Annotated in this window: 24 protein-coding genes; 16 read left to right on the top strand and 8 right to left on the bottom strand. The window is 55.5% G+C overall.

The genetic code is table 11. From position 1 onward, the window contains the following. Positions 1 to 23: 23 nt before the first annotated feature. Together AC781_RS06790 and mdtD are read left to right on the top strand one after the other, a co-directional pair. Positions 24 to 1,931, top strand: a complete 1,908-nt coding sequence (locus tag AC781_RS06790; RefSeq protein ID WP_071133336.1) for a RecQ family ATP-dependent DNA helicase — start codon at positions 24 to 26, stop codon at positions 1,929 to 1,931. A gap of 70 nt (positions 1,932 to 2,001) precedes the next feature. Then, positions 2,002 to 3,441 carry a multidrug transporter subunit MdtD gene (mdtD, locus tag AC781_RS06785; RefSeq protein ID WP_245741088.1) on the top strand — a complete coding sequence of 480 codons (1,440 nt, stop codon included), beginning with the start codon at positions 2,002 to 2,004 and terminating at the stop codon, positions 3,439 to 3,441. A gap of 31 nt (positions 3,442 to 3,472) precedes the next feature. Here the strand turns inward: mdtD and AC781_RS06780 are convergent, their stop codons facing one another. The 5 genes from AC781_RS06780 to aroB form a co-directional block, all read right to left on the bottom strand. Then, positions 3,473 to 4,762, bottom strand: coding sequence for an O-acetylhomoserine aminocarboxypropyltransferase/cysteine synthase family protein (locus tag AC781_RS06780; RefSeq protein WP_067775538.1), 1,290 nt, complete (start codon positions 4,760 to 4,762; stop codon positions 3,473 to 3,475). Positions 4,763 to 5,056: 294 nt separating this feature from the next. Next, the gene (yaeI, locus tag AC781_RS06775) at positions 5,057 to 5,917 is read right to left on the bottom strand and encodes a phosphodiesterase YaeI (RefSeq protein WP_067775534.1); all 861 of its coding nucleotides are present in this window, start codon (positions 5,915 to 5,917) and stop codon (positions 5,057 to 5,059) included. 11 nt (positions 5,918 to 5,928) lie between these two features. After that, entirely contained in the window at positions 5,929 to 7,041 is a 1,113-nt protein-coding gene (locus tag AC781_RS06770; RefSeq protein ID WP_067775530.1) for an aminopeptidase, read from the bottom strand. A 61-nt stretch (positions 7,042 to 7,102) separates the two neighbouring features. Then, positions 7,103 to 7,711, bottom strand: coding sequence for a GNAT family N-acetyltransferase (locus AC781_RS06765; RefSeq protein ID WP_067775527.1), 609 nt, complete (start codon positions 7,709 to 7,711; stop codon positions 7,103 to 7,105). 250 nt (positions 7,712 to 7,961) lie between these two features. After that, positions 7,962 to 9,071 carry a 3-dehydroquinate synthase gene (gene aroB / locus AC781_RS06760; RefSeq protein ID WP_067775524.1) on the bottom strand — a complete coding sequence of 370 codons (1,110 nt, stop codon included), beginning with the start codon at positions 9,069 to 9,071 and terminating at the stop codon, positions 7,962 to 7,964. 59 nt (positions 9,072 to 9,130) lie between these two features. On the opposite strand from aroB, the gene AC781_RS06755 reads away from it, so the two are divergent. Further along, entirely contained in the window at positions 9,131 to 9,823 is a 693-nt protein-coding gene (locus AC781_RS06755) for a hypothetical protein (RefSeq protein WP_141675797.1), read from the top strand. A gap of 50 nt (positions 9,824 to 9,873) precedes the next feature. Continuing rightward, complete coding sequence (locus AC781_RS06750) at positions 9,874 to 10,500, top strand: hypothetical protein (protein WP_067775518.1); 627 nt, start codon at positions 9,874 to 9,876, stop codon at positions 10,498 to 10,500. A gap of 47 nt (positions 10,501 to 10,547) precedes the next feature. Here the strand turns inward: AC781_RS06750 and AC781_RS06745 are convergent, their stop codons facing one another. From AC781_RS06745 to AC781_RS06740, 3 genes are all read right to left on the bottom strand, one after another. Next, positions 10,548 to 11,108, bottom strand: coding sequence for a GNAT family N-acetyltransferase (locus AC781_RS06745; RefSeq protein WP_067775515.1), 561 nt, complete (start codon positions 11,106 to 11,108; stop codon positions 10,548 to 10,550). Between the two features lie 93 nt (positions 11,109 to 11,201). Next, complete coding sequence (locus AC781_RS13695; RefSeq protein WP_141675796.1) at positions 11,202 to 11,882, bottom strand: FxLYD domain-containing protein; 681 nt, start codon at positions 11,880 to 11,882, stop codon at positions 11,202 to 11,204. Between the two features lie 13 nt (positions 11,883 to 11,895). After that, on the bottom strand, positions 11,896 to 12,939 hold the full coding sequence (locus AC781_RS06740; protein ID WP_071133339.1) for a hypothetical protein: 1,044 nt from the start codon (positions 12,937 to 12,939) through the stop codon (positions 11,896 to 11,898). 145 nt (positions 12,940 to 13,084) lie between these two features. On the opposite strand from AC781_RS06740, the gene AC781_RS06735 reads away from it, so the two are divergent. From AC781_RS06735 to AC781_RS06685, 12 genes are all read left to right on the top strand, one after another. Then, positions 13,085 to 13,366, top strand: a complete 282-nt coding sequence (locus AC781_RS06735) for a helix-turn-helix domain-containing protein (protein ID WP_083076685.1) — start codon at positions 13,085 to 13,087, stop codon at positions 13,364 to 13,366. Positions 13,367 to 14,084: 718 nt separating this feature from the next. Next, the gene (locus tag AC781_RS06730; RefSeq protein ID WP_067775509.1) at positions 14,085 to 14,639 is read left to right on the top strand and encodes a Pvc16 family protein; all 555 of its coding nucleotides are present in this window, start codon (positions 14,085 to 14,087) and stop codon (positions 14,637 to 14,639) included. Further along, a complete protein-coding gene (locus AC781_RS06725) occupies positions 14,636 to 15,487 on the top strand; it encodes a hypothetical protein (protein ID WP_067775506.1) in 852 nt (283 codons plus the stop codon). The genes AC781_RS06730 and AC781_RS06725 overlap by 4 nt, the downstream gene beginning before the upstream one ends. A gap of 26 nt (positions 15,488 to 15,513) precedes the next feature. Then, positions 15,514 to 17,193: a phage tail sheath family protein gene (locus AC781_RS06720; protein ID WP_067775503.1), complete on the top strand. Its 1,680-nt coding sequence runs from the start codon at positions 15,514 to 15,516 to the stop codon at positions 17,191 to 17,193. Between the two features lie 51 nt (positions 17,194 to 17,244). Next, positions 17,245 to 17,694, top strand: a complete 450-nt coding sequence (locus AC781_RS06715; protein ID WP_067775498.1) for a phage tail protein — start codon at positions 17,245 to 17,247, stop codon at positions 17,692 to 17,694. An 11-nt stretch (positions 17,695 to 17,705) separates the two neighbouring features. Next, positions 17,706 to 18,164, top strand: coding sequence for a phage tail protein (locus AC781_RS06710; protein WP_083076683.1), 459 nt, complete (start codon positions 17,706 to 17,708; stop codon positions 18,162 to 18,164). A gap of 188 nt (positions 18,165 to 18,352) precedes the next feature. Beyond that, positions 18,353 to 19,015: a LysM peptidoglycan-binding domain-containing protein gene (locus tag AC781_RS06705; protein ID WP_067775492.1), complete on the top strand. Its 663-nt coding sequence runs from the start codon at positions 18,353 to 18,355 to the stop codon at positions 19,013 to 19,015. Between the two features lie 4 nt (positions 19,016 to 19,019). Continuing rightward, positions 19,020 to 20,795 carry a type VI secretion system tip protein VgrG gene (gene vgrG / locus AC781_RS06700; RefSeq protein ID WP_067775490.1) on the top strand — a complete coding sequence of 592 codons (1,776 nt, stop codon included), beginning with the start codon at positions 19,020 to 19,022 and terminating at the stop codon, positions 20,793 to 20,795. A 17-nt stretch (positions 20,796 to 20,812) separates the two neighbouring features. Then, the gene (locus tag AC781_RS13280) at positions 20,813 to 21,112 is read left to right on the top strand and encodes a PAAR domain-containing protein (protein WP_083076680.1); all 300 of its coding nucleotides are present in this window, start codon (positions 20,813 to 20,815) and stop codon (positions 21,110 to 21,112) included. A gap of 13 nt (positions 21,113 to 21,125) precedes the next feature. Beyond that, positions 21,126 to 21,536 carry a GPW/gp25 family protein gene (locus AC781_RS06695; RefSeq protein ID WP_067775488.1) on the top strand — a complete coding sequence of 137 codons (411 nt, stop codon included), beginning with the start codon at positions 21,126 to 21,128 and terminating at the stop codon, positions 21,534 to 21,536. Between the two features lie 182 nt (positions 21,537 to 21,718). Next, positions 21,719 to 24,868: a baseplate J/gp47 family protein gene (locus AC781_RS06690; RefSeq protein ID WP_141675795.1), complete on the top strand. Its 3,150-nt coding sequence runs from the start codon at positions 21,719 to 21,721 to the stop codon at positions 24,866 to 24,868. Then, positions 24,846 to 25,556 carry a hypothetical protein gene (locus tag AC781_RS06685; RefSeq protein ID WP_067775482.1) on the top strand — a complete coding sequence of 237 codons (711 nt, stop codon included), beginning with the start codon at positions 24,846 to 24,848 and terminating at the stop codon, positions 25,554 to 25,556. The genes AC781_RS06690 and AC781_RS06685 overlap by 23 nt, the downstream gene beginning before the upstream one ends. Positions 25,557 to 25,562: the final 6 nt, after the last annotated feature.

The following is a 25,562-nucleotide window of genomic DNA, read 5'->3' as shown; positions in this document are numbered from 1 at the left end:
GCCTTTTTTGCCTTCCTGCGCCCATGTCCATGACGACCCTGCTTTCGCCGGAGGATGAGAGCCGTGTGCTTTCCCTTTTCGGCAAGCCTTCGTTCCGCCCCGTGCAGCGGGAGCTGATTGCCTGCGCCCTGCGGGGCGAGTCGTGCCTCGGCGTGTTGCCGACGGGCCACGGCAAGAGCCTGTGCTATCAGGCGGCCGCCGTGCTGTTCGGCGGTACGAGCGTCGTCGTTTCGCCGTTGATCGCCCTGATGCGGGATCAGGAGGATTCCCTCCATGCGTTGGGCATCGCCGCCCGCCGCTGGGAATCCGGCCTTTCTCCCGCCGAGCGGGCGGAGACGCTGGAGGCGCTGCGTGCCGGGGAGCTGGCGATTCTGTTCGTGGCTCCCGAGTCGCTCGACAATGCGGAGCTGGCGGATGCCCTGCGGGATGTGCCGAAGGGGCTGTTCGTCGTGGACGAGGCTCATTGCGTTTCCGAGTGGGGGCACAGCTTCCGGCCCGATTATTTGAAGCTCCCGGCGTGGGCCGAGCCGCACGGTTTCCATGCCGTGATGGCTCTGACTGCCACGGCGACCCTCCGCGTGCAGGAAGACCTGTGCCGGGCGTTCGGCATTGCCGCCGGGCATGTGTTCGCCCTGTCGCCGTACCGCCCCGGTATCGACCGCCGCGTTTGCAGCGTTTCCGAAGAGGGCAGGGACGGGCTGCTGGAAGGCTTCCTGCGCGAGCCGGAGCATCTGCCCGCCATCGTGTACTGCCGCACGCGCAAAAGCACCGAGGAGGTGGCGGACAGGCTCGGGAAAGCGGGTTTCTCCGCGCGAGCCTACCATGCGGGCCAGCCGACGGATGTGCGGGCGAGGATTCAGGACGATTTCCTTTCCGGGAGCTGCGATGTGCTCGTCGCTACCATCGCCTTCGGCATGGGGATCGACAAGCAGGATGTCCGCACCGTCGTCCACTACCATCTTCCCGCCAATCCGGAATCCTACATTCAGGAGTCGGGCCGTGCGGGGCGCGACGGCGGGCCGTCGTGGAGCCTCGTTCTCCTGTCTCCCGGCGATCTCGTGACGGCGCGCAACCGCATACGCGGCGAGGTGCCGGACGATGAGGGGCTGATGCGCTGCGTCCGCTGGCTGTTGCCCGCCGCCCGCCGCGTCGTTTCCCTGTGGGAGCTCGGCACCGAGTGCGATCTTCCCGAAGAGGTGATTCAGCGCATTCTGCAGCGCATGCAGGATGAGGGAATCGTGGAGGTAGCCGCACGCGGGGCGAAGTATTACAAGGCCCGGCCCCTGTTCCCGATCGGCACCATTCTCGACGGCCGCAGCGAGGAAGAGCGCAAGGTGCTGCTCTGGCTGGACGGCCATCGCGAGGGCGAGGTGGAGGATCTGGCGTTCGAGTTCGATATGGACTGGACGGAGGCTCGCGCCTGCCTCGACGAGATGGAGCAGTCCGGCGAGTGGAAGATTGCATTCAGGCAGAGCGCGCTGCAGGTCAGGACTCTCGATCCCGCGGCCTCTCCCCGCGATGTGGCGGATCTGCTGGCGGATTATTATGCGGGCCGCTGCCGCGCGGCGCAGGAGAGGCTGGATACCGTACTCGGCATGTTCACCGGGCATGATTGCCTGAACCGTGCGCTCGGTGCGTATTTCGGTTTTCCCGGCGAGGAGCCGTGCGGCCATTGTTTCCTGTGCAGGGGCGAGCGCATCGCCTGCCCTGAAGATATGGAATCGGCGTTCCCGGACGATTTGAGGGAGCAGCTCGACGAGCTGGCGGACAGGGGGCTTTCCGCTCTGAGCCGCCCTTCGCAGTGGGTGCGCTTTCTGCTGGGCATTTCCTCGCCTGCTTCCCTGCGCGCCCGTTTGTGGGCGCACCCGCTGTATGGAGCCTGTTCCGGCTGCGGCTGGGAGGATGTGGCGCGGTTCTGCGGCCGGAGCTGAGGTGCGGACAGACTCGGGGCTTGTCCCTTCCGGTGTGAGGGTGCATACTCCGTTGTACGCCATGCATCCGTTGCCTGCGAAACCAGAAGCCCTGCGGTGGCTGCCGTTGCTCGTGGCGGCTGCGTTTTTCATGCAGCTTCTGGATGCGACGATCCTGAATACGGCGATTCCTTCGATCGCCCGGAGTTTCGCCTGCGATCCTCTGCAGCTCCACTCGCTTGTGACGGCCTACATGCTGACGGTGTGCGTGCTGATTCCCGCTTCGGGCTGGGTTTCCGACAGGTTCGGCATGAGGCGCACGTTTCTGACGGCCATTTTCCTGTTCACTCTGGGGTCGCTGCTTTGCGCGCTGTCCACCTCCGTGGAGATGATGACGGCATGCCGCGTCGTGCAGGGGATCGGCGGTGCATTCCTGATGCCCGTGGGCAGGTTGGCCATTCTGCGCTCCTATCCTCGGTGGATGTTCGTGAAGGTGATGAACTTCGTGACGATTCCAGGCTTGCTCGGCCCGCTGCTGGGACCTGTGCTGGGAGGCATTCTGGTGCAGTACGCCACATGGCACTGGATTTTCCTGATCAATATTCCCGTGGGCATCGCAGGGTTCTGGGCGACGCGCCGTTTCATGCCCGACCTGCACGCCGTGAAGGCGCAGAAGTTCGACTGGAAGGGGTTTCTGCTGTTTTCGGGTTCGGCGGTGCTGTTGTCGGTGAGTCTTGAGAGCGCACACGGCATGCCGGACAAGCTGCACATGGCCGTGCTGGGTTCGGCGGGCGTGCTGCTGCAGCTGCTGTACTGGCTGTTCGCATGCCGCAGCGGTGCGCCGCTGTTCAGTCCGGCCTTGTTCCGCATCCGCAATTTCGCCATCGGCATCGCGGGCAATCTGGTTTGCCGCCTGGGTGGGAGCTGCCTGCCGTACCTGATGCCTCTGTTCTTTCAGGTTGCCCTCGGTTTTTCCGCGTTCAAGTCCGGGTTGTTCCTGCTGCCGCTGGCTCTCTCGAACCTGCTGGCGAAGACGGTGGCGACGCGGCTCATCAAGACGCTGGGCTACCGGACGATCATGATTCTGAATACGGTGACGATCGGCGCGATGCTGGTTTGTTTCGCCTTCATCACGCAGTCGAGCGACGATCTGACGCTGCTCGCCCTGCTGGCGGTGCTGGGCGCGGCAAACTCGGTGCAGTTCACCTGCATGAATACGCTGACCCTGATCGACCTGCCGGACGAGTACGCAAGCAGCGGCAATTCTCTACTTTCGATGATCATGCAGCTTTCCATCGCCATCAGCATTGCGGCGGCTTCTCTGCTGCTCGATGCGCTGGGAGGGCAGGATGCCGGGCGCAGCTCCGATGATGTAATGACGGCGTTTCATGCCACTTTCGTGACGATCGGCTGCCTGTGCGCGCTGAGTTCGCTCGTTTTCTCCCGCGTGGACAGGAACAAGGGCAAAGGCGGCATCCGTCGCAGCGCTTCCCCGGAAAAAGCGGACGGCACCGGGCCTGAAGAAGCCTGATGCCGCCGGATGAGAGGGAGCTGTTGCCGCGTCAGGACTGGGAGGCGGCAAGCGCCTGGTCGAGATCGGCGATGATGTCCTTGACGTCTTCGAGGCCGACGGACATGCGGATGAAGTCTTCCGAGATGCCGCAGTCGATGAGTTGCTGGTCGGTGAGCTGCTGGTGGGTGGTGGACGCAGGATGCGTGACGACCGTTTTCGCATCGCCGAGGTTCGTCATGTGGGAGAGCATTTGGACGGCGTCCATGAATTTCCGGCTGCCTGCGCGGCCGCCCTTGATGGTGAAGCCGATCATGCCGCCGAAGCCGTTCTTGAAGTAACGGGCCGCCATGGCGTGGTCGGGATGGGCGGGCAGGCCGGGATAGTTGACGGAGGTGACGGCGGGATGTTTCGAGAGCCATTCGGCGACGGACAGCGCATTGTCGGCATGAGCCTTGAGGCGCAGCGGCAGCGTTTCCATGCCCTGCATGATCTGGTGGGCGTTGAAGGGGGAGAGGCAGTTGCCGAAGTCGCGGAGGAGTTGTGCGCGCGCCTTGAGGACGTAGGACATGCCGGGGAAGCTTTCCCAGTAGCTGACGCCGTGGTAGGAGGGATCGGGTTCGCAGATTTCGGGGAATTTGCCGTTGTTCCAGTCGAAGGTGCCTTTTTCGACGATGGCACCGCCCAGTACTGTGCCGTGGCCGGAGATGAATTTGGTGAGGGAATAGACGATGATGTCCACGCCGTGTTCGAAGGGGTTGAACCAGTTCGGAGGGGTGACGGTATTGTCGATGATGAAGGGGATGCCGTGCCTGTGGGCGATGTCGGCGATGGCTTCGTAATCCTCCACAGTGTTGCGCGGGTTCGGGATGGTTTCGGAGAAGACGAGGCGAGTGTTTTCGTCGATGGCGGCTTCGACGGCGGCGAGGTCTTTTGTGTTGACGAAGCGTGTTTCGATGCCGAGGCGTTTGAGCGTGTAGGCGAAGAGGTTCATCGTGCCGCCGTAGAGGGCGTTCGAGGCGACGATGTTCTGTCCCGCGCTGGTGATGTTCAGCACGGCGGTGGTCGTGGCGGCCTGCCCGGACGAGAAGACGAGGGCTCCCGTGCCTCCGTGCATCGCGGCGAGGCGTTGTTCAAGCACGTCGTTGGTGGGGTTGTTCAGGCGGGTGTAGATGTTGCCGGGCTGCTTCAGGGCGAACAGGTCGGCGGCGTAGTCGCTCGTCGGGAAATTGTAGGCGCTCGTCAGGTAGAGGGGGACAGCGCAGGCGTTGGTCGCAGGTTCGTTTTTGTAACCGCCGCGAATGACGATGGTGCTCAGGCCGGGAGAATCGGTAGGTTTCATGATGGCCCATGCTAACAACCTTGCCGCGAAACGTCAACGCCTATCTTGCCGGGTGGCGGGGATTGGGGCGGTGAGGAGGGGTTGAGCCACAGATTTCACAGATTGGCACAGATTTTTCAAGTAAGAATCCGGCGATCAGCCGGATTGCAAGAGATGAATGAAAGATGTATTTCCTGCATCTTGCTATTGTTTGATGCAATATTGATCAAACAATTCGATTTGCCATCCGGCAATCAGCCGGATTCAATCATCCAACATCTGTGCCAATCTGTGAAATCTGTGGCTGAAACCCTTTCATCCCTCGTATTCGAGGATATCGACTTCGGGCGGGCAGAAGAATCGCATGCCGCCGATGTTGCCGACGCCGCGCGTGACGAAGACCTGCCGGTTGTCGCATTTGCCGTCGAAGGGGTACAGCCCGGCGACCATGTCTCCCCGGAAGCTGAGGTATTTGCCGGTGAAGGGGATGCCGATCTGGCCGCCGTGGGTGTGGCCGCAGAGCATGAGGTTCCAGTAATAGTCTTCGAGGGCGAAGCGGCTTTCCGGGTTGTGGGAGAGGACGATGACGGGCTGGGGCGGCGTGCCGGCAGAGAGGGGTTGCAGGCATTTGCCCGGGTCTTCATCCCCTTCCGTCCAGTCGCCGATTCCGGCGATGCGGAGGGTTCTGCCGTCGGGTGCGGTCCACAGCGCACTTTCGTTGCGCAGGATGCGGATTCCGGCCGTCTGGAAGATGCGCTCCACGCTTTCGAGCTTTTCCATGTCGTGATTGCCGTAGCAGGCGTAGCAGGGGATGCTCTCCGCGAGGTATTTCAACGGTTCGATGTAGCTGCGGGTGCGCGCCAGGCGGGTGAAGCTGGTGACGAGGTCGCCCGTGAAGGCGGCGAAATCCGGCTTGGCTTCGATCCCCTTGTCGATGGCCCGGCGGAGCATGGCGACATCGTCGTGCATGTCGGACAGGTGCAGGATACGCAGCCGGGGAATGCCGGGCAGCAGTCCCTTGGGAAGCCGGATGACGTTGCATTCCAGCCGGTCGGCTTCCCACCATCCGTAGGAGGCCGTGCCTGCCGCTGCTAGCAGGCCCGCCGTCAGGAAGCGGCGGCGGGTCCAGAATCGGCGCGGCTGGCCGGGTTGCGGCGTGTCGTCGGGCGTATCCATGCCGGAGGGGGTCAGGCTTGCGGCTCGGGGTTGAGGCAGGCGAGGGCGGGGTCGAGGAAGAGGCCGTCCTTGCGGATGAGTTCGCCGTCGAAGCGGATTTCGCCGCCGCCGTAGTCCTTGCGCTGGATGCAGACGAGATCCCAGTGAACCTGCGAGTGGTTGCCGTTCGGCGCGACGTCGTAGGCTTCGCCGGGGGTGAAGTGGAAGGAGCCTGCGATTTTCTCGTCGAAGAGGATGTCGCGCATGGGCTGGAGGATGGCGGGGTTCACGCCGAGGGCGAATTCGCCGATGTAGCGTGCGCCTTCGTCCGTGTCGAGGATGTGGCGGAGGCCTTCGTCATTGCCGTTGCAGTGGGCTTCGACGATGCGGCCCTTCTCGAAGCGGAATTCGATGCCGTCGAACGGCGTTCCCTGGAAGACGGTGGGTGCATTGTAGCGGAGGATGCCTTCGACGGAGTCGCGGATGGGGGCGGTGAAGACTTCGCCGTCCGGCATGTTGTATTCTCCCGCGCAGGGGATGGCGGGCATGCCTTTGATGGAGAAGCGCAGGTCGGTGCCGGGCCCGGTGATGTGGACCTGGTCCGTGGCTTCCATGCGCTTGGCGAGGATGTCCATGGCGGCCTTGAGCGGGGCGTAGTCCATCAGGCAGCAGCGGAAGTAGAAGTCCTCGAAGGCTTCGGTGCCCATGCCCGCCTGCTGGGCCATGGAGGGGGTGGGCCAGCGGAGGCCGCACCAGCGGGTGTGGGTGACGCGCTGGTTGACGACCGGGCGCATGTGCTTCATGACGAGCTGCATTTTGTCCGGCGGCACGGAGGAGTTCTCGAAGCTGTTGTTCGCTCCGCGGATGGCAATGTAGGCCTGCATGCGCTTCATTTCGTGCATCAGGTCGTCCGCCACGGCGGCGTATTGTTCTTCCTGCGCTCCGGCCATCATCTCGCGGGAGACGAGGCCGTGGTGCAGCCGGATGTGGGGGAAGCCTCCGGCTGCACGCACGGCGCGGATGAGGGCGACGGCCATTTCATCGGGCGCATCGGAAAGTTCGAGCAGGATGTGGTCGCCTTGCTGCAGGCGGGTGGAGTAGCCGACCAGTTGCCGGGCGAGCGCGTCGAAACGTGGGTCTTTCATGGCGCTATCCTATCACGAACCTTGAGAGTGCGACAAGTGCAATGTCCGTGCAACGTCCTCCTTACTTGAGCTGGGTGTCGGTGATGTGTTTGTCCCGGTGGGGGAACCGGAGGTCGAAGACATCGGCTTCTTCCTGTGAGACATCGAAAGCGGCGTCCGGATGGAAGGTGCCGCGTATGCCGTCCAGTGCGCCGGGGTAGAGTTCGACGAGCATCATTTCCGGGAAGCAGCTGCCGTCCGGCATGGTGATGCCCCATTCCTCCGTGCAGCGGAATCCGAAGCGCCCGTAGTAGGACGGATGCCCGATCAGGACGATGGCCCGGTAGCCGAGCGCGCGGGCCTTGTCCGTCAGGGCGCGGATGAGGCTGCCGCCGATGCCCTGGCCCTGGCGGGAGGGATCGACGCTCAACGGGCCGAGGCAGAGGACATCGTGGGAGGTTCCCTGAGCATCCGTCACGGTTGCCCGGGTGGCGATGCCGTGTCCGGCGATGACCCCTTCGTCTTCGGCGACGAGATCAAGTGCGGAAATGAAGCCGGGCGACTGCCGCAGCCTGTGGAGAATCAGATGCTCGGTGCATCCGGGTTGGTAAACATCCCAGAAGGCGTTGCGGGTGAGGTCTTCGACGAGATGGAAATCCTGATCGTTTTCAGGGCGTATTTGCAGGTTCATGATTGCGTAATCTTTGAAATGAATGGGTAGGCAACCGTTCCGTTGCGATGGGAACGCTATTGCCGCGGTGGTTCAAAATCCTTCCGTGCGTCGGGCGCGAGAAGGCGGAGGGCAGTTCCATGGCCCGGTTTTCGGGATCGCCATGGAAATCCCTTGTTACGCAATGTCCGTCATGTGGACTGTTTATAGCAGGATGCTCCCCGGTGCGTCAAGAGCGGAACCGTGCATGGGGAGGGAATGGAGCTGCGTTTTACGCGGGCCGTTGCAGCAGAGCAAGCGCTTCCTTGAGGTCGTCGATCGTGATATCGTCCGAGATGGTCGGCTGTCCGAGCGCTCCGAGCAGGACGAAGCGGATCATGCCTGCCTGGAATTTTTTGTCCGTCAATGTCTTTTCAAGCGCAGTCGCGGGGTCGATTCCTTCGGGCAGGACGAGGGGAAGCTCAAGCGCCTTGAGTGTGGAGAGAACATCTTCCGAAGCATGGGCGGAAAGCCCGGCATATTTTTCGCTGAGGAAGAGGGCGGCACGCATGCCGAGGCTGACGACTTCGCCGTGCAGCAGCTCGCCGTAGGGGACGGCGGCTTCGATGCCGTGGCCGAGGGTATGGCCGAAATTCAGGAAGGCGCGTACGTCCTTGGTTTCCTTTTCATCTTCTTCGACGACGCGGGCCTTGATGGCGATGTTGCGCGCGATGAGGTCGGGAAGGCGTTCGATGGTCGAAAGGGTGAAGCCGAGTTCGGTTTCTTCTGCGAGCGCGCGGATGTCGTAGAGCATGGCGGCATCGCGGATGGCGGCGTGTTTCACCATCTCGGCCATGCCTTCGCGGATGACGCGGGCGGGAAGCGTGGTGAGCGTGAGAGGATCGACGACGACGAGGCGGGGCTGGTGGAAGGAGCCGACAAGGTTTTTCCCGGCAGGGATGTTGACGGCGGTTTTACCCCCTACGGAGCTATCCACCTGCGCCATGATGGTGGTGGGTACCTGAACGAACGGGATGCCGCGGTAATGGATGGAGGCCGTGAACCCGGCGAGGTCTCCGACGACTCCGCCGCCGAGCGCGACGATGAATCCGGAGCGATCCACTCCGGCCTTGACCAGTTCGGAGGCCAGCGTTTCGACAGTGGCAAGGCTCTTGCTCTGCTCGCCGGCATCGACGACGTGCAGGGAGGTCGTGTAGCCGGCCTCTTCAAGAGCGAGGCGGGCGCGTTCACCGTAGTGGCGTACGACCGTCGTATCCGTCACGATGGCGGCATGACCCGTCAGGCGGCTGCGGTGAACGAGGTCGCCGAGGCGGTCGAGAGCGCCGTTCATGACATGGACATCGTACGAATCCTTTCCCAGAGACAAAGTAACCGTCGGCATGGCGGGATTGTACCCGACATCGATGGGCGGTTCAAGGGCAATCTCCCCGCAGCGGCGACATGGTGCATGTCGGCCGTTGTGATGCAGATGAGATCGAATTTCAGGTTGACTTCATGTGCTGCCGGCAGTATGAAGGGCAGTGTGATGAATCGCTTCGTTTCTTTAATGCCGGGGTGCGGGCTTGCCGCCGTGGCGGGGCTGTCCGCCTTTGCATCTGCATCCGGCCCGGCAGCGGGGGATCCGAGACCGTATATTTATCTGGAGGGAGGCTTGCCGGAGGGCGCAGCAGCGGCGGTGCAGGTGATGAAGGAGTACCAGTACGGGAAACTGATCGGTATGAGCGTGACGATTCGGCTGTTCGGAAAAACGGCTTTTTTGTCGCTGCCGGGGGAAGCTTCGTATCAATCTCCGCCCGCTGTGCCTGCCGAAGCCCCTCCGGCGGGAGCAAGCGCGGCACATACGTGCAGGAGGACGGCGGATTGGTTTGGGTGGATGATCCCGGGATGGAGGCGGTGCGGCAATATCGCGTGCCTGTTGCCGTATCGGCGAATTTTCTCCGGGACTGGGTGCGGAAAGTGCATGAGGATCTGGGCGTTTCGGAACAGAAGGCACATTCGGGCATGACGGTGCATGATTCGGGTGAGATCAGTATCGGCATTGAAATGATCTTGGGAGACGGCTCTACCCGGATGATGTCTTGTCTTTGCCGATGGATCGACGGGAAATGGCAGGTTTTTATCAGTGCGTGTTGATGGATGTTTTCGGTTGACTGGAGAAGACCCGTGTGATAGTACAGGATTATATGAATATACATACTACCCTGATGCTGGGTTGTACCGCTGTTGCTGTATCCTCCGCCTTCGGTGCAGAGCGTGCGGCTGAATCCAAAGTAGCTCCCGATATTGCCGAAGTGCGGCAGATGATGGGCAGCCTGCTGACGGAAAAGGCGGAGACGGATGTTTTTCAGATTCTCGACGGTGAAACGCTGCGTCTTTTCAGCAAGGACGCCGAGTTTATCGTGAAGGTGGAGGACGGTGCGCTTGAGGTGACGGAATACGGTGTGGAAGGCAAGCCTGTTCGGGCGCAGAGAGGCAGCCACAAGCGTGTGGATGGGCGGAACGTCTGGACGGATGATTCGGGGTGGGTCGCCCGCTCGCATGTGCGCATTCCTGCCGAGGTGAAGAAGGAAACGTTACGAAAGGTATGGGACAGGATTGTCGGAAATCTCGAAAAAGGGTCGGATTCGCCGATTCCCATCAGTTTGACGATGCAGCCTAGCGGTGGTATTTGGTGTATAAGTGATGACCGGATTAGTCTCGGTATCTGGTTCGAAAGCAAAGATTCCGATGGAGAGGCACGCAAGGATGTGATGTCATGCTCTTTCCGGTATCGCGATGGGAAATGGCGCCTCGAAATGATGGCCTGTTGACGAGGCGGCCGATAGGACCGGCGGCAACGCATGGAATCAGCGCGGGACTATGCTTGCATGAAGGCTTGGGCTTGCGCCCTGCCGATGGCGTAGATCAGGTGGGGCATGTCCTTTCCCCGGTAGGTTTTGACGAATTGGCCGGTTACGGTCATGCCGAGACGTTCGGCAACCCGGCGTGAAGCCGTGTTTTCGGGGCGTATCTGGGCAATGACCTGTTCGGCATGCAACTCCTCGAACGCGTATTGCAGGCAGGCGGCGGCTCCTTCGGCAGCATAGCCGCAGTGCCAGCAATCCCGGCGCAGAATATAGGCGATTCCGATATGCCGGGTGTCTTCCACCTCCTCCATCAGAGGTCCCATCACACCGATGAGTTCGCCCGTATCGCGCCGGATGGCGGCGAAATAGCTGAAGCCGTCCGTCTCGTAACGGTGCAGGTTTTTATCAACCCATGCGCGGACTTCTTCGGCCGTAAAGCCGTGTTCCCATGCATACATGGTCCGTTCATCCTGAAGAATGGCGCAGAGTGCAGCGAAATCACCCTCCGCAAGCTTGCGGAAGTCGAGGCGTGCGGATTGGAAGAGGCAAACAGGAATGTGGGAAGGATGCATCGTTACAGGTTTGAAAGACGATAACATATTCCACTATTAATGCAACTTTTGTCATGATGGTTTTTCATTGAGAGAGGGTAGAGAGCAGATCCTTTATGTGCCGAATACGCTATTTAGAGTAATACCATCGAAGACAGTTATTTGGGCGACGGCTTCAAATGCTTTCGTTTCTCCCGCTTTCATATTGAGGCAACAGCCATATGCCATGGAGACGACATTGCCATTTTTATCCCTTATAGCGAATGAGGCGTGTACGGATTGATAATTGGTGCCGGATTCATTTTTGATTTGGGCATATATATAAGTGAATCCGAATTCATCTGTAGAGCTTTGTATAGTGCCGACCAGTTTGAAATTTTGAGGATGTGAGGGAGATGGAATGGCTATAGATGAGTTGGATGTATGGCTGATGGCTTCGGTGATACTTGAGAGACTTGATTGAGACGGCTTGGGATTTCGAAATGTATAATATATCAATGATGCACTACCAATGATAAATATGCAGATTTTTAATATCAGTAAATCGTGTGATTTAGGCGTATTATTGGGCCGATATTTTTGCGGGATATTTGCTGAACGGTGTTTGGTGCTGCTTACTTGTTGCCTAGGTTGTGCCGTAATGAAACAGGCCAATGGTTTCCATGTTTGCTCTTCTTCTATATATACTTGGCATTGTGGATTCAATTGTCGCCGATCAAGCATTTCCTGCAACGAATCTGCGGTCACTGGGCCGCAAACGATTCCTTGTGTATTTGTATAAAAGTAAAGTTGCATGGTATGCGGGAGGTTATAAGTCTTTCAAGTTACTACTTGTAGAGTTCTGTGCCGTCACGTCGAGCGACATATCAATGAGCCATATCCCTAACTCGGTGCCAAGCGCATCGTATGAGTTTAAATATACCGATCGGAAACGACCATCTTCTGAAATATGAATGATAGATTTATTTTTAAAAAAGAATCTATTCGGATGAGGTGTTCCCGTACCATAGGGAAAATCTTTTTTGTCTTGCGCCTTTCTCTTTTTTTTCTCTTGCTCCGAAAGTTGTGCTTCGGTCCAAATTTCATTAAATTGCGCTTGTGGGATAAAACGCTTTTCCATGGACGGTAAAATGTCGGCAGGGAATCCGCTTGATTGGCGGGCAATAGGGTGGATGACAATTTTGAAACAAGGGCCTGTTTTACCTGCAAATATCGCTGTAATTTCGTATCCTTGTTCAATCCATGTTGCGTTAAATCCGTATGTACTCAATTCGGTTTGATATGACTTCCCCCATTTATCTTCAAATGTTTTATAAGTGGCACCTATGGTAGCAGGTTTAGTTTCTGTTTGTTGATATTCGGCCCATTTTTTGGCAATACCGGGATTTTTGGTGTTTTTATCTGGTCTTGTATCTCGGAGCATTAAAATATTGCCAGTTGCCGTTTTTGTAAAAACGGATTGGTAAGTTCCATCTTTGGCAAATTCCAATTCTCCATTGGTGAATTCTCGCTGGAAATCAGCTAATGGAGTGAAAACATGGTTTGGGCACAAAAATGCTCTAATTTTTATTGCCTCTTCCTTGGAAAACTCAGTATTCGCCTTTTTCCTAATTAATAACTTGGTACAATTTCCATAAGGATGAAATGTCGCTTGGATGGTATAGGCTCCTTTTCTCCAGATCTCTACCGTCCCGTTTGAATTCGGTTGGTTTTGGGTAATCGCTGATCCTAGAGCTTGTGTTATTTGCTCCTTTGTTTCACCCAAGTGTCCCTGTGCTTGTGTGGTACAAGCCAAAAGCATGAGTGCGGGGTACAACAAGCTCCATCGTTTTGACTGTTCGTATCGTTTCATTTTTGTTCTGCTGGATGTGAGGGTTCGATTGATATGATAAATGAAGTACTGGAGGGTATCTATATGTTGCGGTGTTCAGACTATACAAAATAATGTTCGGAAATGCGAACATTATTTTGCGTCAGACGGCTAAAATGTTCGACTTATGGAACAAAAACGAATCGGGTTGAATATTATCGGTGAAAATTTAAGGCGTATCCGCAAGTCGAAGAAGTGGACGCAAACGGCGTTGATCGCTCATTGCCAGATTATGGGGTGGCAGTTGTCGCGTGAATCGCTGGCGAAGGTGGAGACGGGCTTGCGCCGTGTGAACGATGCGGAGGTGTGTCTGTTCGCCAAGGTGTTGCGGTGCCCCATCGATGCTCTTATGGAAGGTGCCGATGAATTTTTGCTGGCGGTAGCGCGTCACGGTCCTGATGTTTCATAATGACGAATGGATTGATAGGAGATTTACCTTTCCTAAAAATTGTTCTGTCCTTTGTCGCATTTTACAAAAGATGGGGCAAGACAACATCCCGGCGTAGGTCTAGAGTTTACATTGTGGTGCGAACTGGCAATATCTGGGAATGTTTATCTCAGTCTGAAGTATTCTTCCGCTCACGTTTCTTGTTTTGAACTGCGGCTTCGTCTTGTTTGCGGATAGGAGGCGGAGGACAGTTGATGTATTGATTGGGTTTGTCGGCGGTGCATGAAAACAGATGTCGACCATGCGATCACCTCATAGAATGTCTGACCGCATAGGGGCACTTGTTCATTTCCCTGATACGTCTTTTGCGGTTGGGTTTTCGTTTTTTATCCGAAAGAGAAGAAAAGAATAATAACAATCTTCGAATTTCGTATTTTGCTTTATTTCAATAAATTGTTTTATATTTAAAACCCAATAATAAATTTGTTAGTATAAAATGTTTGAAAATAAAATAATATTGCATACAATGAAGAGAAGGCTGAAAGATTTTCATATCGGTGCATGGAATATATTCAAATGAATAATTGCGCATGAAGATATGAGGTTTTTGGCACTTTCGTGCGGGTAGACACATGAAGCATATCTGGCTGAAAGCTGGATAAGATGTGTGTATCTAGCGTTTTAAAGCAGGATCAAAAAACCGATTTTACATATCGACAATCAATCATTCAAAATAAGTATGATCAAAAGGATCCTGACATCTTATGCTGCGCGTTTAGATGAATACCTTCGCCGTGAATTTGCCCGACCGGAAGGTGTGGCGGAGGTCGGTTTTCTTGGCAGTCGCACAGGGGAACCTCCCTGTAAACTGATTGTTTCTCTCATCAATATCGAACGGGAGGCGGCCGGGGGATACGCATCCGGCATGCGGCGGGATTCCGGCGAGTATATCCGGAGCTATCCTCCCCTGTTGTTGAATCTGGATTTGATGCTGTCGGCCGTTTATGACGATCAGAGATATGCGGAATCGCTGGCGGTTCTTTCCTCGACCTTGCATTTCATCCAGTCGGCGCCGACTTTCGAATTTGAAAAGAAAGTGTATTCGGTAGAGATGGCGGGGTTGTCTTTGCAGGATGTACACAATATCTGGACGACATTGGGAGGGCAGTATTATCCGTCCGTGATGTGCAAATTGCGGAGGCTTGCGATTGATGCTGCCGAAAGCTCCGGAAGCGGAAGAATTGTCACGGATCCTCCCCTCGTTCATTCCGGCATACGAAAGGAGGAGGCATGAGCGAGTGGGTAAGCCTGGGTCGCGTAGGTGTGCGCCACGAGTATACCAATGGCGGTGACATGGTTGAGCTGATGCCTTTGCCGTGTACCGCCGAGTTGATGCGCCGCCGTGGGGTACTGTTCCGGAAACTGTCGCATGGCATGTGGGAATGGCTGGCTCTCCGGGAAGGTTTTCACGGATTGATGGACGGTGACGAATTGATCTTGTCCATGCGCATATGCAGGCCGGATTTTTTCCCGTATACCGTATGTGACGGCTACGACCCGCGCAAGGTGTATCGAATCGATGTGGAAGGCAGCGGAGAGCTGGATGTGATGTCCCTATTAAGGCCGATCGATGGGGAAGAGAAACGGTATGGGAATGATTTCTGCCGGATTGTCTGGTCACCCAGCAAGCAATGGCTTGAAGAGAAGATGGTTCCCCCAGCCCAGGATACAGCAGGACGCCCCGGCGGCAAAGGAGCGGATGCTTCACGGATGGATCGGGAATCCTGCGATGTGACGCTGCGGTTTCGTGCCCGCAGTTATGTCTGGGAGTATTTCTTTATTCTCAGGCATCCGGACGATGACCGCGGGCCGCGGCTTTTATTGGAAGATGCTTCGCAGTGTGTTTCGTTCGGAACACCTGAAGCGCAAAAGGATAGCATCTTCGGACCAAACGTTTGGAGAATTGCATCTTTGGAACCCGTTAAATCTTTCGAACAGGATGAATATCATCTGATTCTTTCAGAAATTATTCAGAGAGTTCCGCCCAGAAAAAGAATAGTCGCCCGGTTTTTGCCGAGTCCTCAGGCCGGAAGATATTCTTCCGGCAGCGAGGGAGCCATCCGACAAATCTGTTATATATAAAATAATGTTAAAATAGAATAAATACTATGGGAGAATACAAAACACCAGGTGTGTATATTGTGGAAAAGAGCGCTTTTCCCAATTCGGTCGTGGAAGCGCCAACGGCGATTCCCGCCTTTATCGGAATCACGCAGAAAGCCGAAAACGGAGCGGATTCCTTGCTGATGAAGCCGTGGAAGATTTCTTCCATGACGGAATATGTGAAGTATTTCGGAGAAGGACCTTCCCTTGATTTCAAGGTCGATATCAAGACCTATGATCCGGGAGCTTCACGTGACTCGGAAGGAGCTATTACTCCTAAAGACGCTGTGATGAAGCCGGATCCGGGAATATTTCAGCAGGTCGTGGAGGTTGTTGAAACCAATGAGAAGAACGAGTCGGTCAAAAAAGGGTATGCCTTTTGCGTTACAGGGGATAATAAATACACGCTGTACCGCCAGATGCTGATGTTTTTTGCCAATGGCGGCGGCACGTGTTATATCGTGTCCGTAGGTACATACGGTGCGATGCTCAGCAAGGAAAGTGTTGCAGGCGCCTTATCCGCTTTGGAGAAGGAGCAGGAAATTACGATGGTCGTCGTTCCTGAAGCCGCGTATTCCGCGAGTTGCAGCGATATGCAGACGCAGATGCTGAATCACTGCGTCAAGATGCAAAACCGCTTTGCCATTTTCGATGTTCAACCCAAGAGCGATGAAAATGAGCCGATGGCCCTCCAGATATCAAAATTCCAAACGGGTATCGGCGCCAATGGTTTGTCCTATGGCGCGGCCTATTATCCGTGGCTGAATACTTCCGTGCTGTCGGAGATCAAGCCGGGCATGGTGGAGCTGGGAGAAGGATTCCAAACGCATTGCCGCCGCTTTTTCGGTTCTGATCCCCATTTGGCTCAAGCGATTGAGCAGTGCATGGCGAAAAAGATTACACTCAGTGTAGGGCAAAGCCAGATCATCAATGGAGTTTTGTACAAGTATGACGATAGTGGAGCGACTCCGGAAGAGAAGCAAAAGAAGAATACCATTGAGATTAGCCCGGAGTCGCAGACCGTGAACCGGGTCAATCTGCATTACCTGCTCGTGAAGAGTTCCCCTCTTTATCAGACGGCTATGAAAGCGCTGAAAAGCCATTTGAATTTGCTGCCGCCATCTGCTGCGATGGCCGGTCTTTATACGATGGTGGATCAGACGAAGGGCGTTTGGAAAGCTCCGGCCAATGTTTCCGTGAATTATGTGCAAAGTCCTTCGGAGATTATCGACAATGCTGCTCAGATGGATTTGAATGTACCCATGAACGGAAAAGCCATCAATGCGATCCGCTCGTTTATCGGTGAAGGTATCAAGGTATGGGGCGCCCGCACGCTGGACGGCAATTCTCTGGATTGGCGTTATATCAATGTGCGCCGTACGATGCTGTTCCTTGAAGAATCCATCAAGAATGCAGCCCGCGCTTATGTATTTGAAGCTAATGATGCGAATACATGGCTGAATATGAAGTGCATGATTGAGAATTTCCTTCGTGGCGTATGGAAGCGTGGCGGATTGGCCGGCTCTGTGCCCGAGGATGCGTTCAGCGTGCATGTCGGGCTGGGAGATACCATGGCTCCCGAAGATATTCTGGAAGGGATGTTGCGGATTACCGTTCTGGTCGCCATTTCCCGCCCTGCGGAATTCATTGAAATCACCTTCCAGCAACAAATGCAGAAGAGTTGACGGATAGTCGTTATTATTTGGATAAACAATTAACCATTAGATAAAAATATTATGCCAGGAGAAGCACAGGATAAAGAAATATGGCCGTTGCCCGAATTTTATTTCAAAGTCAGTATAGACGATATAGGAGATATGTCGTTCAAGGAGGTTTCCGGCCTCGATATGGAGTTTGATGTGATCGAATACAGGGCGGGCGACAGCAAGGATTTCACGAAGGTCAAGATGCCGGGATTGAGGAAGAGCGGGGATATTACCTTGAAGAAGGGTATTTTCGTCTCTGACAAGCGGTTCTGGGATTGGATCGGAGAAGTCAAGATGAATACGATCAAGCGGCGCGCCGTGACGATCAGTCTGCTGGATGAAAGCGGCTCGCCTGCCCAAAGCTGGAAGCTGACCAATGCCTGGCCGAAGAAGATCACGGTAGAAGGCTTCAAGGCAGATGGAAACAATGTTGCCATGGAGACGCTGATACTTGTTCATGAAGGCATTACGTTGGCCTGATGTAGATCCTTATGTCAAATGAAGATTGGAGCTACCCCCTGGGGTTTATCTTTCACGCTGAATTTCAGTGGGGTAGCGACCATGCTGCGGCTTCATTCATGGAGATAAGCGGTCTCGATCAGGAAATGGTTTTTCAGGAGACTCAACAACAGGGAGATGACGGCGCATGGCTGAAGCTGCCCAGACAGGTCAAACACGGCAATCTGGTGTTGAAACGCCCTTTGGAACCGCTTTCCGAAAAGATCACGGAATGGGTGAAAAGTTGCCTGGCTTTTTCCCGGAACGGGTGGATCAATCCCAGCCTGCTGGTGATCACTCTGTGCAACGAGCGCGGGGAGGTTGCAGCCTCATGGGAATGTTCCAGAGCGTTTCCGATCAAATGGGGCTTGTCCGCTCTGGATTCTCAGAAAAGCGGACTGGCCATCGAGACGCTGACATTGAATTATAATATCCTGGAAAGAAAAATATAATGGCGATTGTCATCAAGGAGATCCGCGTAAATACGGTCGTGGAGAAAAAGATTGTCGGGAAGACGGAGATTTCCGATCAGTTGTATCGCAGACTCAAGGAGGATGTGATCCGCGAATTGTCTTTGAACCGTCAAAGATTGCAACCTCTGCAAAGATCAAAAAACAGAAGATAGAGAAGGAGCGTCCCAATGGAATTCTTGTCATTGTTTTCATACACCGATGTGAATTATTCACAGGAGCACAAGGCAAAGCTGACCTTGCCGCTCAATCCCGAATCGTTGAAATTCGAGAAAGGGATCGTGTATCAGGAAGACAAGGCTCTGGGGACGACCAATGGAAACAATGTTTTCGAGAAGTATAAGCCGGAGATTCTGGCTTTTGCTTTCATTGTGGATTGTACGGGCGTGGTGGAAGGCACACGGAAGGAGGACCGGGTGTATGATAAGATCAAGGCGCTGGAAGACAGTGTGTATTCGTACAATAGCGAAGGGCATCGCCCGTCTTATGTGATAATCGTGTATGGAACGCTGGTGTTCAAGGGCCAGCTTGATTCCATGAAGGTGGAGTATACACTCTTCAATACGAGCGGCATTCCTCTGCGGGCAAAAGTCGAGTTGTCCTTTTCAGGGTTCCGAAGCAGCGGGGAAGACAAGAAGATGTTTACGAAGCTGTCTCCCGATATGTCGAGGATTATCGTGATGAAGGAGAGCGATACGCTGGCCTGCCTGTGCTACCGGATTTACGGGGATTCCCTGTTTGCGGGAGAAGTGGCCCGGTTTAATAACCTCAACGGATTCAGGGACATTCCAGCCGGAACGTCTATTCTGTTTCCTCCTTTGAAGAAAGAATGATATTATGGAGAAATCACCATCGGTATATAAAGACAGAGTGCTCGCATGGAGCGTTTACAGCAACGGCAAAAGGCTGGATGATTCCCATGAATTGATATCCGCCTCCATCCGGCTGGAGTTGAACAGAATCGGGATGGCCACATTGAAGTTCAATGCAGGCGATTTGGATAAGCAGGTATTTCCGGAGACGGATGCCGCTTGTTTCAAGCCGGGCAGTACGATACGGTTCGATGCTGGCGATGTGAATCATCAGGATACCCTTTTTGAAGGGATTGTCACGGAGGTAGGTATTCGTGCGGGGCGGGGAGAACGCGCCCATATGGTTGTGGAATGCCGCGATTGCGCTTATCCCGCCACGCAGGGGCGCAAGAACCGTATTTTCGAGAAGAAGAAGGATAGCGAGATGATCAAGGAGGCGCTTTCCGACTATGGGAGCGTGAAGGCGGATGCGACGGCGTACCAGCATCCAGAGATGGTGCAGTATTATTGTACGGACTGGGATTTTGCCCTGTCTCGGGCGGATGCCTGCGGCCTGTTCATCTGTGTGAAGGGGAAGGAGATCATGGCGATCAAGCCGAAGGTGTCTTCTTCTCCCGTGCTGACTGTGACTTGCGGTTTGGATATGATCGCTTTTGACGGTTCCCTGTCGGGCGGAGAGCAGTTTGCCCGCTATTCCGGGATTTCATGGGATCCGTCGCAGCAAAAGCAGGTGAAGATCGCTTCGGCGGCTCCGGCTCTGAATAAACAGGGTGATTTGCAGCCGGGAGATATTGCCTGCGGCGGAGATCTCCTGCTGCAGACGGATGCCCCGATAGAAGGCGACGCCCTGAAAGAATGGGTGAACAGCATGGCGTTGAAGGCGGGGCTGTCCCGCTATCAGGGGAGTTTCAGTTTTTATGGATCGCCCGAAGTCGAACCCGGCTGCCTGATTGCCTTGAAGGGGCTGGGCAAGCGGTTCAACGGGAATGTTTTTATCGGTTCCGTTCACCATTCCATCGAGAATAACGAGTGGGTGACCGAGGCGGGCATCGGCGTGCGCCCTTCCATGATTACGGAAGAGCCGGATGTGGCGTCTCCTCCGGGAGCCGGGTTTCTTCCGGGGCTGGAAGGCCTGCATACGGGAGTTGTCACGCAGCTCCATGACGATCCCCGGCAGGAGTGCCGTATTCGTGTGGAATTGCCCTGGATGGATGGTTCGAAGAAGGCGCTTTGGGCGCGATTCTCTTCGCCGTATGCCACCGCTGCGGCTGGTGGCCTGTTTCTGCCCGAGAAAGGTGATGAGGTGCTCGTGGGGTTCATCAATCATGATCCGTGCCACCCCGTCGTGCTGGGCAGTCTTTACGGGAAAAAGCACCAGCCCCCGTTCGGGTTCGAGCAGGATAATGACATCAAGACCGTGACGACCCGGGAAAAACTGGAGCTGAAGTTTGACGAAAAACAGAAGACGATCATTCTGCATACTCCCGGCAAGAATACGGTGGAGATCAATGATGAGAAAAAGTCCATCAGATTGTGCGATGAACATAAAAACGAGATTTGCATGGACAAGGACGGTATTTCTCTTTCGTCCGCAAAGGATATTTTCTTGAAGTCGAAAGGCGATATTGTCGCGAAAGCCTGCTCCAAGGCTGAAATCAGCGCCAATTCGGATATCGTGATTACCGGAACCAATGTGAAGGCTTCGGCAAAGGTTTCTTTTACGATCAAGGGGAATGCCTCGACGGAGCTTTCCGCTTCGGGGCAGACGGTCATCAAGGGAGCCATGGTTATGATCAACTAGAAAAGAAAGGAAAAACAATGCCTCAACCAGCAGCAAGAATAAGCGATATGCATGTCTGCCCCATGCAGACGCCGGGGCTTCCTCCCATACCTCATGTGGGAGGCCCTGTGGCGGGGCCGGGCGTGCCTACGGTGCTGATCGGCAAATTGCCGGCAGCCGTCATGGGAGACATGTGCGTGTGCGTCGGCCCGCCGGATACTATTGTCAAAGGTTCCTCTACTGTGTTAATAGGGGGCAAACCGGCAGCAAGGATGGGGGATACGACGGCGCACGGAGGCTCCATTGTACTGGGCTGCCCGAATGTTTGGATAGGATGATAACGATAATCATATGAATGATAATGCGTTTTTAGGCAAGGGCTGGAGTTTTCCTCCGGAATTCGGTAAGAGGTCTCATGGTGTGAACATGGTCGATGGCGACGAGGACATACAGCAGAGTTTGTGTGTTTTGTTGAGCTGTTCTCCGGGAGAGCGGGTACACCGCCCCGATTATGGCTGCGATCTGCGCAGATACGCCTTTGAAGCGATGGATACGGCGGCACAGACTCTTCTTCGGAATGAAATAGAGAGGGCCGTGATTTTGTTTGAACCCCGTATCAGACTGATATCGGTCGAATTCAAAATCGACCATGAGCAGGGGATACTGCGTATTCTGCTGGATTACACGATCAATAGCGTCAACAGGCGCAGCAATATGGTGTACCCGTTTTATCTGAATGAAGGTACGGATTTGATTCTTTAGAAGCTATGGCCGGGGCAGATGTCTATGTGAATAAGGGTATGTCTCAATCCGATTGTCGGTCGGGTCGGGCGGTTCTTGGCGGGTTCGATGCGATGGAATGCGATTGGCGGGAGCTGTTTCGCTGGATTACATCCGTAGGCGGCGCTGCCTCTTCGGAGTATACTCACAACCAAGGGGTTGTGATGCCGGCGGATCTTTGGAAGGATCATATTCTGACTATTCTGATTGAAATCGTCCAGAAGGATGTGCGGAGCTACAAGGCTTCTTTTGTACAGGGGAAAGGTACATCCCGGCAACAGGAATACGACGATGATTTGCGGAACAAGGTTTTGGACTGGCTGCAACGAATAGGGCGTTTTCTGAATTCGCGCTACCATGAGGTTGGGGCGGAATATTCGCGGACTTCCGATGTGCAGGCGGCGCGGCTCATCGAGAAAACGTTGCGTGAATCACTGGATTTTCCGGACAGCCAGCCCGCCGGGCGCAAGGAAATCGGCATTCGCTCCAATCTGCCGTATTACAGGATGCTGAATGCCGTCCACTGTATCAAGGAGCGGAGTGACGAGTATATCCGGATGGTGGAGGAAGGGTGTGATATGGAGCCGTCTTTGGCTCTTTTGCTGACGTTTGTTCGGAATTACGGCGAGATTGTCCGAAAGTTCAACAGGACGATCGAGAGGCTGCCAGATTTTTACTTCCGGGAGATTCTCAAAGCCCGAGCCAGAGCGTGCATTCAGGATAGAACCTTTGTCTCCATTGAGCCTTCCGGGGGATGCTCGAATGGTTTTTTCCTTGAAGCGGGTACCAAGTTCAAGGCCGGAGTTTTGGCGGACGGCAGGGAGCTGCTTTACGGCACGTTATCGAGGGAGTTCATGACAGCCATGAAGCTGGAGGCCGTCCATTCCGTATTCGAGCGCAGAGGGGAAGTTTATCGCCTGCCGGTCGATTTTTCCGATCCGGCTTTTGAGACATGCTTGTTCCCTGAAAATACCGAGGCTGTTTTGAGGGCGCCATGCGGCTGGATGGTCGAATCCCGTGTGCTGCTCTTGGAAGAGGGGGAGAGGAGTATTCGTCTTCTGTTCCGGCTGGATGGGATGCAGGCCTCTTCCACCTTGGGGCAGGGTATGCAGGATGTTGCCGTAGAGGTGAGCGGCGCTGAAGGCTGGATCTGCAAAACGGCGGTTCTTTCTCTCGATTCCTCCGAGGATGTGGAGTTGTCGTGTTCATTTGAGCTGGATATGCAGGACGCCGCTATCGTGCCATGCACGGATGCGCTGCATGGCCTGGAGTCCCGTGACCCGATTGTCCGTATTCTGGTTGATTGCGGAGTTCCCGGAAATGAATGGATGACGGGCGCCGTGTTTTCCGCTGTCAGAATCGAGGTGCAGGCGAGCGGTATTCGTGCGATCAGCTTGTATAATGAACTGGGAGAGCTGGATGCTTCCCAGCCGGTATATCCTTTCGGTACTCAGGCGGAACGGGGGGCGTGGTTGATGTTCGGACACAAGGAGTTGAGTTTCAAAAAATGGACGGAAATCGAGCTGCGAGGGGTATGGAACAGGCTGCCTCAAACGGATGGGGGATATGCCGATGTTTATAAAAATTATCCGGCGGCTTCGTCGATTACCAATGCTTCTTTCCGCATCAAGACGGAATGGCAGAAAAACGGGCAATGGCATCCGTGCCTGCGCGACGGCGCGACCGAACCGCTTTTTACACTCTCGCCGGAGACGGGCCGCTTGCAGGAAGATGCCGTCATTCCTTTTCGGAGGCAGGCGGCAAGGGAGATAGCCCTGGATGGTGCAGCCTGCGAGGCCTTTGAGTACCACCGGGATCGTACGGGCTTTTTCCGGATCGTACTTCAGGAGCCGGGAATGGGGTTCGGCATGGAAGCGTACAGGCGCCTGTTCGCGGAAACCATGATCCATAACAGCAGGAATAAGGAAAAGCGGCAAAGGGCGCTTCCTGTCATGCCAGTGGTTCCCGTGCTGTCGGATCTGTCGCTTTCTTACAAGGCCACGGCGGAGATCAACCGCTTTCGGTCGGAGGGGGTGGAGTTGTCGCGCATTTCCGTGGTGTCCGGTTTTGTGCCTGTGGATATGAAGGAGCCGCAGGCATTCGCCTGGAATCCGGCCGGGGAGCATCTGCTTTATTTCGCTTTTCGCCATGCTCCGGGAGTGCGCAGAGTGCGGATGTATTTCGATCTGGGTTCCGGAGGCCATGTCGTTTGCTGTGCGGCGGGTGGCGATGGAGTTTTGCCGGTTCTTTCCTGTGATTATGGGGTGGGAGAAGGGTTGTGGAACGATTATGATGGTGTGGCGGTGATTGAAGACGGGACGGGAGGATTGACCAGAAGCGGTTTTATGGAGGTCGAGCTGCCGGAGGATGTGAATGCACGCTGGCTGGACAGGGATGGGCTGTTCTGGTTGCGGCTGCGTGTAAGCGGAGATGTGGGGCAGTGCCTCGCCGTGCGCTGCATTTACATGAATTGCGTGGTGGTCGAGGCCGAAGGCGGCGACGGACATTCCCTGCCCGCCGGGACAATACAGGAGCTGCTGGAGGCCGATGAGAGGATTGGCGCGGTGTGCCAGCCTTTGCCCGGATGCGGGGGGCAGCCGGAGGAGACGGAAGATATGGTTGCCGTGCGGCAGAGCGCCCGCATGGCGGACAGGCGCCGGGCCATTACGCCGAAGGATTATGAGCGGCTGGTGTTGGAGAGGTTTTCCGAAATCGAGAAGGTGTATTGTTTTCCGCAGAGGAAGGAATCTGCGCCTGCGGAGGTGCGTGTCGTTGTGTTGTCCCGACAGGCGGACAGCCCGTATCCGTGGACTCCGGCGTGGAAACTGTCCGCAATCGGGAATTGCCTTGCAGAATATGCTTCGCCTTTTGCTCCCCTGCGGGTGTGCAATCCGGAGTATCCGCAGATCAATGTGGCCTGCGCGGCTGTCATGAAAGCCGGCTCTGTGGATGAAGAGGCGGTCGTGCGAAGAATGTGCAGGCGCATCAACAGCTATTTTTCCGGATGGATGGCATCGGGTTCTCTGCCGGAGCTTGGGTGGCATTATTCCTATCGGGAGTTGCATTCCCGGCTGGTCAATGATGAGGATATCGTGCAGTTGCACCAATTGTCCATCAGCGCGGGAGAAGGCTGGGAAGATTATGTAGACGTTCAGTCCGACGGGCAATACATTGCCGCGAAAAAACCATGGTACGTTCTCGTTCCTCATATTACCCGCATCAGGCTGCTGCCGTTGAATGCGGGGATAGGCAGGGCCGAGATCGGAGCCAATTTCATTATCAGGAACAGTTATGAAAGACAGGAACACGCTTAAGGAATATTTCAAGTCGGGCAATGCTCCTACGGAGGAACAGTTTGCCGAATTGATCGACTCGATGCCCAATATACGGGAAGACGGCGTCGTCCGCACAGCCCGCGACGGTATCGCCTTTTACTCTCGGGAGGGGCATGATACATGGGCCTCGTTCTATGGAAACGCCCCGGAAGGCGCGGATGCTTTCGGGGGGGAGGGAAGCGGTGGTGCGCTTCCTTGCTGGACTCTTGCTGCGGGTCAAAACAAGGAATTGATTCTGAAGGATGAAACGGGAAAATCGGTGCTTGTCATTGCGCAAGGGCGTACCATTTCCCCTGCCGTAGAGCCTGATGCCGGGGATGCCTGCCGGATGATGCCCGCCGACGGTTATTGGCACGATTTGCCGATTGAGGCGAAAGCCGGCAGGGAAAGCCACGGATGCAGGGTGTACCGGATATTGGCCGTTTACCATCGCGGAAAGACGTGCTGCCGCATGGCCGAGGCCGAGGCCAGCCATTGCGGCGGGGGGCAGTTGAGGCTTTCTTCTCCCCAGAAACGGTGGGGGATATGGCGCGGTCCCATTTGCCTCCGGTGGAAGAGGAAAAACGGGGGATTGTTTCTTCAAATGCGGGGCAGGCGAATGTACGAGGGAACGATACGCTACCGGATGACGGAAGTATGGAAGAATAAGGCTCCGGGTCTGAACTAATCAAGA

This window comes from Neoakkermansia glycaniphila (assembly GCF_001683795.1).
GTDB lineage: Bacteria > Verrucomicrobiota > Verrucomicrobiia > Verrucomicrobiales > Akkermansiaceae > Akkermansia > Akkermansia glycaniphila.
Note: the sequence above shows the minus strand (reverse complement) of the source record. Positions and strands in the feature narration are given on the sequence as shown.

What these genes read in the sequence shown, in the direction of transcription:
- AC781_RS06790 (WP_071133336.1), top strand. Translation starts at nt 24, where the DNA reads ATGTCCATGACGACCCTGCTTTCGCCGGAGGATGAGAGCCGTGTGCTT.
- AC781_RS06780 (WP_067775538.1), bottom strand. Translation starts at nt 4,762, where the DNA reads ATGAAACCTACCGATTCTCCCGGCCTGAGCACCATCGTCATTCGCGGC.
- yaeI (WP_067775534.1), bottom strand. Translation starts at nt 5,917, where the DNA reads ATGGATACGCCCGACGACACGCCGCAACCCGGCCAGCCGCGCCGATTC.
- AC781_RS06770 (WP_067775530.1), bottom strand. Translation starts at nt 7,041, where the DNA reads ATGAAAGACCCACGTTTCGACGCGCTCGCCCGGCAACTGGTCGGCTAC.
- AC781_RS06765 (WP_067775527.1), bottom strand. Translation starts at nt 7,711, where the DNA reads ATGAACCTGCAAATACGCCCTGAAAACGATCAGGATTTCCATCTCGTC.
- aroB (WP_067775524.1), bottom strand. Translation starts at nt 9,071, where the DNA reads ATGCCGACGGTTACTTTGTCTCTGGGAAAGGATTCGTACGATGTCCAT.
- AC781_RS06755 (WP_141675797.1), top strand. Translation starts at nt 9,131, where the DNA reads ATGGTGCATGTCGGCCGTTGTGATGCAGATGAGATCGAATTTCAGGTT.
- AC781_RS06750 (WP_067775518.1), top strand. Translation starts at nt 9,874, where the DNA reads ATGAATATACATACTACCCTGATGCTGGGTTGTACCGCTGTTGCTGTA.
- AC781_RS06745 (WP_067775515.1), bottom strand. Translation starts at nt 11,108, where the DNA reads ATGCATCCTTCCCACATTCCTGTTTGCCTCTTCCAATCCGCACGCCTC.
- AC781_RS13695 (WP_141675796.1), bottom strand. Translation starts at nt 11,882, where the DNA reads ATGCAACTTTACTTTTATACAAATACACAAGGAATCGTTTGCGGCCCA.
- AC781_RS06740 (WP_071133339.1), bottom strand. Translation starts at nt 12,939, where the DNA reads ATGAAACGATACGAACAGTCAAAACGATGGAGCTTGTTGTACCCCGCA.
- AC781_RS06735 (WP_083076685.1), top strand. Translation starts at nt 13,085, where the DNA reads ATGGAACAAAAACGAATCGGGTTGAATATTATCGGTGAAAATTTAAGG.
- AC781_RS06730 (WP_067775509.1), top strand. Translation starts at nt 14,085, where the DNA reads ATGATCAAAAGGATCCTGACATCTTATGCTGCGCGTTTAGATGAATAC.
- AC781_RS06725 (WP_067775506.1), top strand. Translation starts at nt 14,636, where the DNA reads ATGAGCGAGTGGGTAAGCCTGGGTCGCGTAGGTGTGCGCCACGAGTAT.
- AC781_RS06720 (WP_067775503.1), top strand. Translation starts at nt 15,514, where the DNA reads ATGGGAGAATACAAAACACCAGGTGTGTATATTGTGGAAAAGAGCGCT.
- AC781_RS06715 (WP_067775498.1), top strand. Translation starts at nt 17,245, where the DNA reads ATGCCAGGAGAAGCACAGGATAAAGAAATATGGCCGTTGCCCGAATTT.
- AC781_RS06710 (WP_083076683.1), top strand. Translation starts at nt 17,706, where the DNA reads ATGTCAAATGAAGATTGGAGCTACCCCCTGGGGTTTATCTTTCACGCT.
- AC781_RS06705 (WP_067775492.1), top strand. Translation starts at nt 18,353, where the DNA reads ATGGAATTCTTGTCATTGTTTTCATACACCGATGTGAATTATTCACAG.
- vgrG (WP_067775490.1), top strand. Translation starts at nt 19,020, where the DNA reads ATGGAGAAATCACCATCGGTATATAAAGACAGAGTGCTCGCATGGAGC.
- AC781_RS13280 (WP_083076680.1), top strand. Translation starts at nt 20,813, where the DNA reads ATGCCTCAACCAGCAGCAAGAATAAGCGATATGCATGTCTGCCCCATG.
- AC781_RS06695 (WP_067775488.1), top strand. Translation starts at nt 21,126, where the DNA reads ATGAATGATAATGCGTTTTTAGGCAAGGGCTGGAGTTTTCCTCCGGAA.
- AC781_RS06690 (WP_141675795.1), top strand. Translation starts at nt 21,719, where the DNA reads ATGCCGGCGGATCTTTGGAAGGATCATATTCTGACTATTCTGATTGAA.
- AC781_RS06685 (WP_067775482.1), top strand. Translation starts at nt 24,846, where the DNA reads ATGAAAGACAGGAACACGCTTAAGGAATATTTCAAGTCGGGCAATGCT.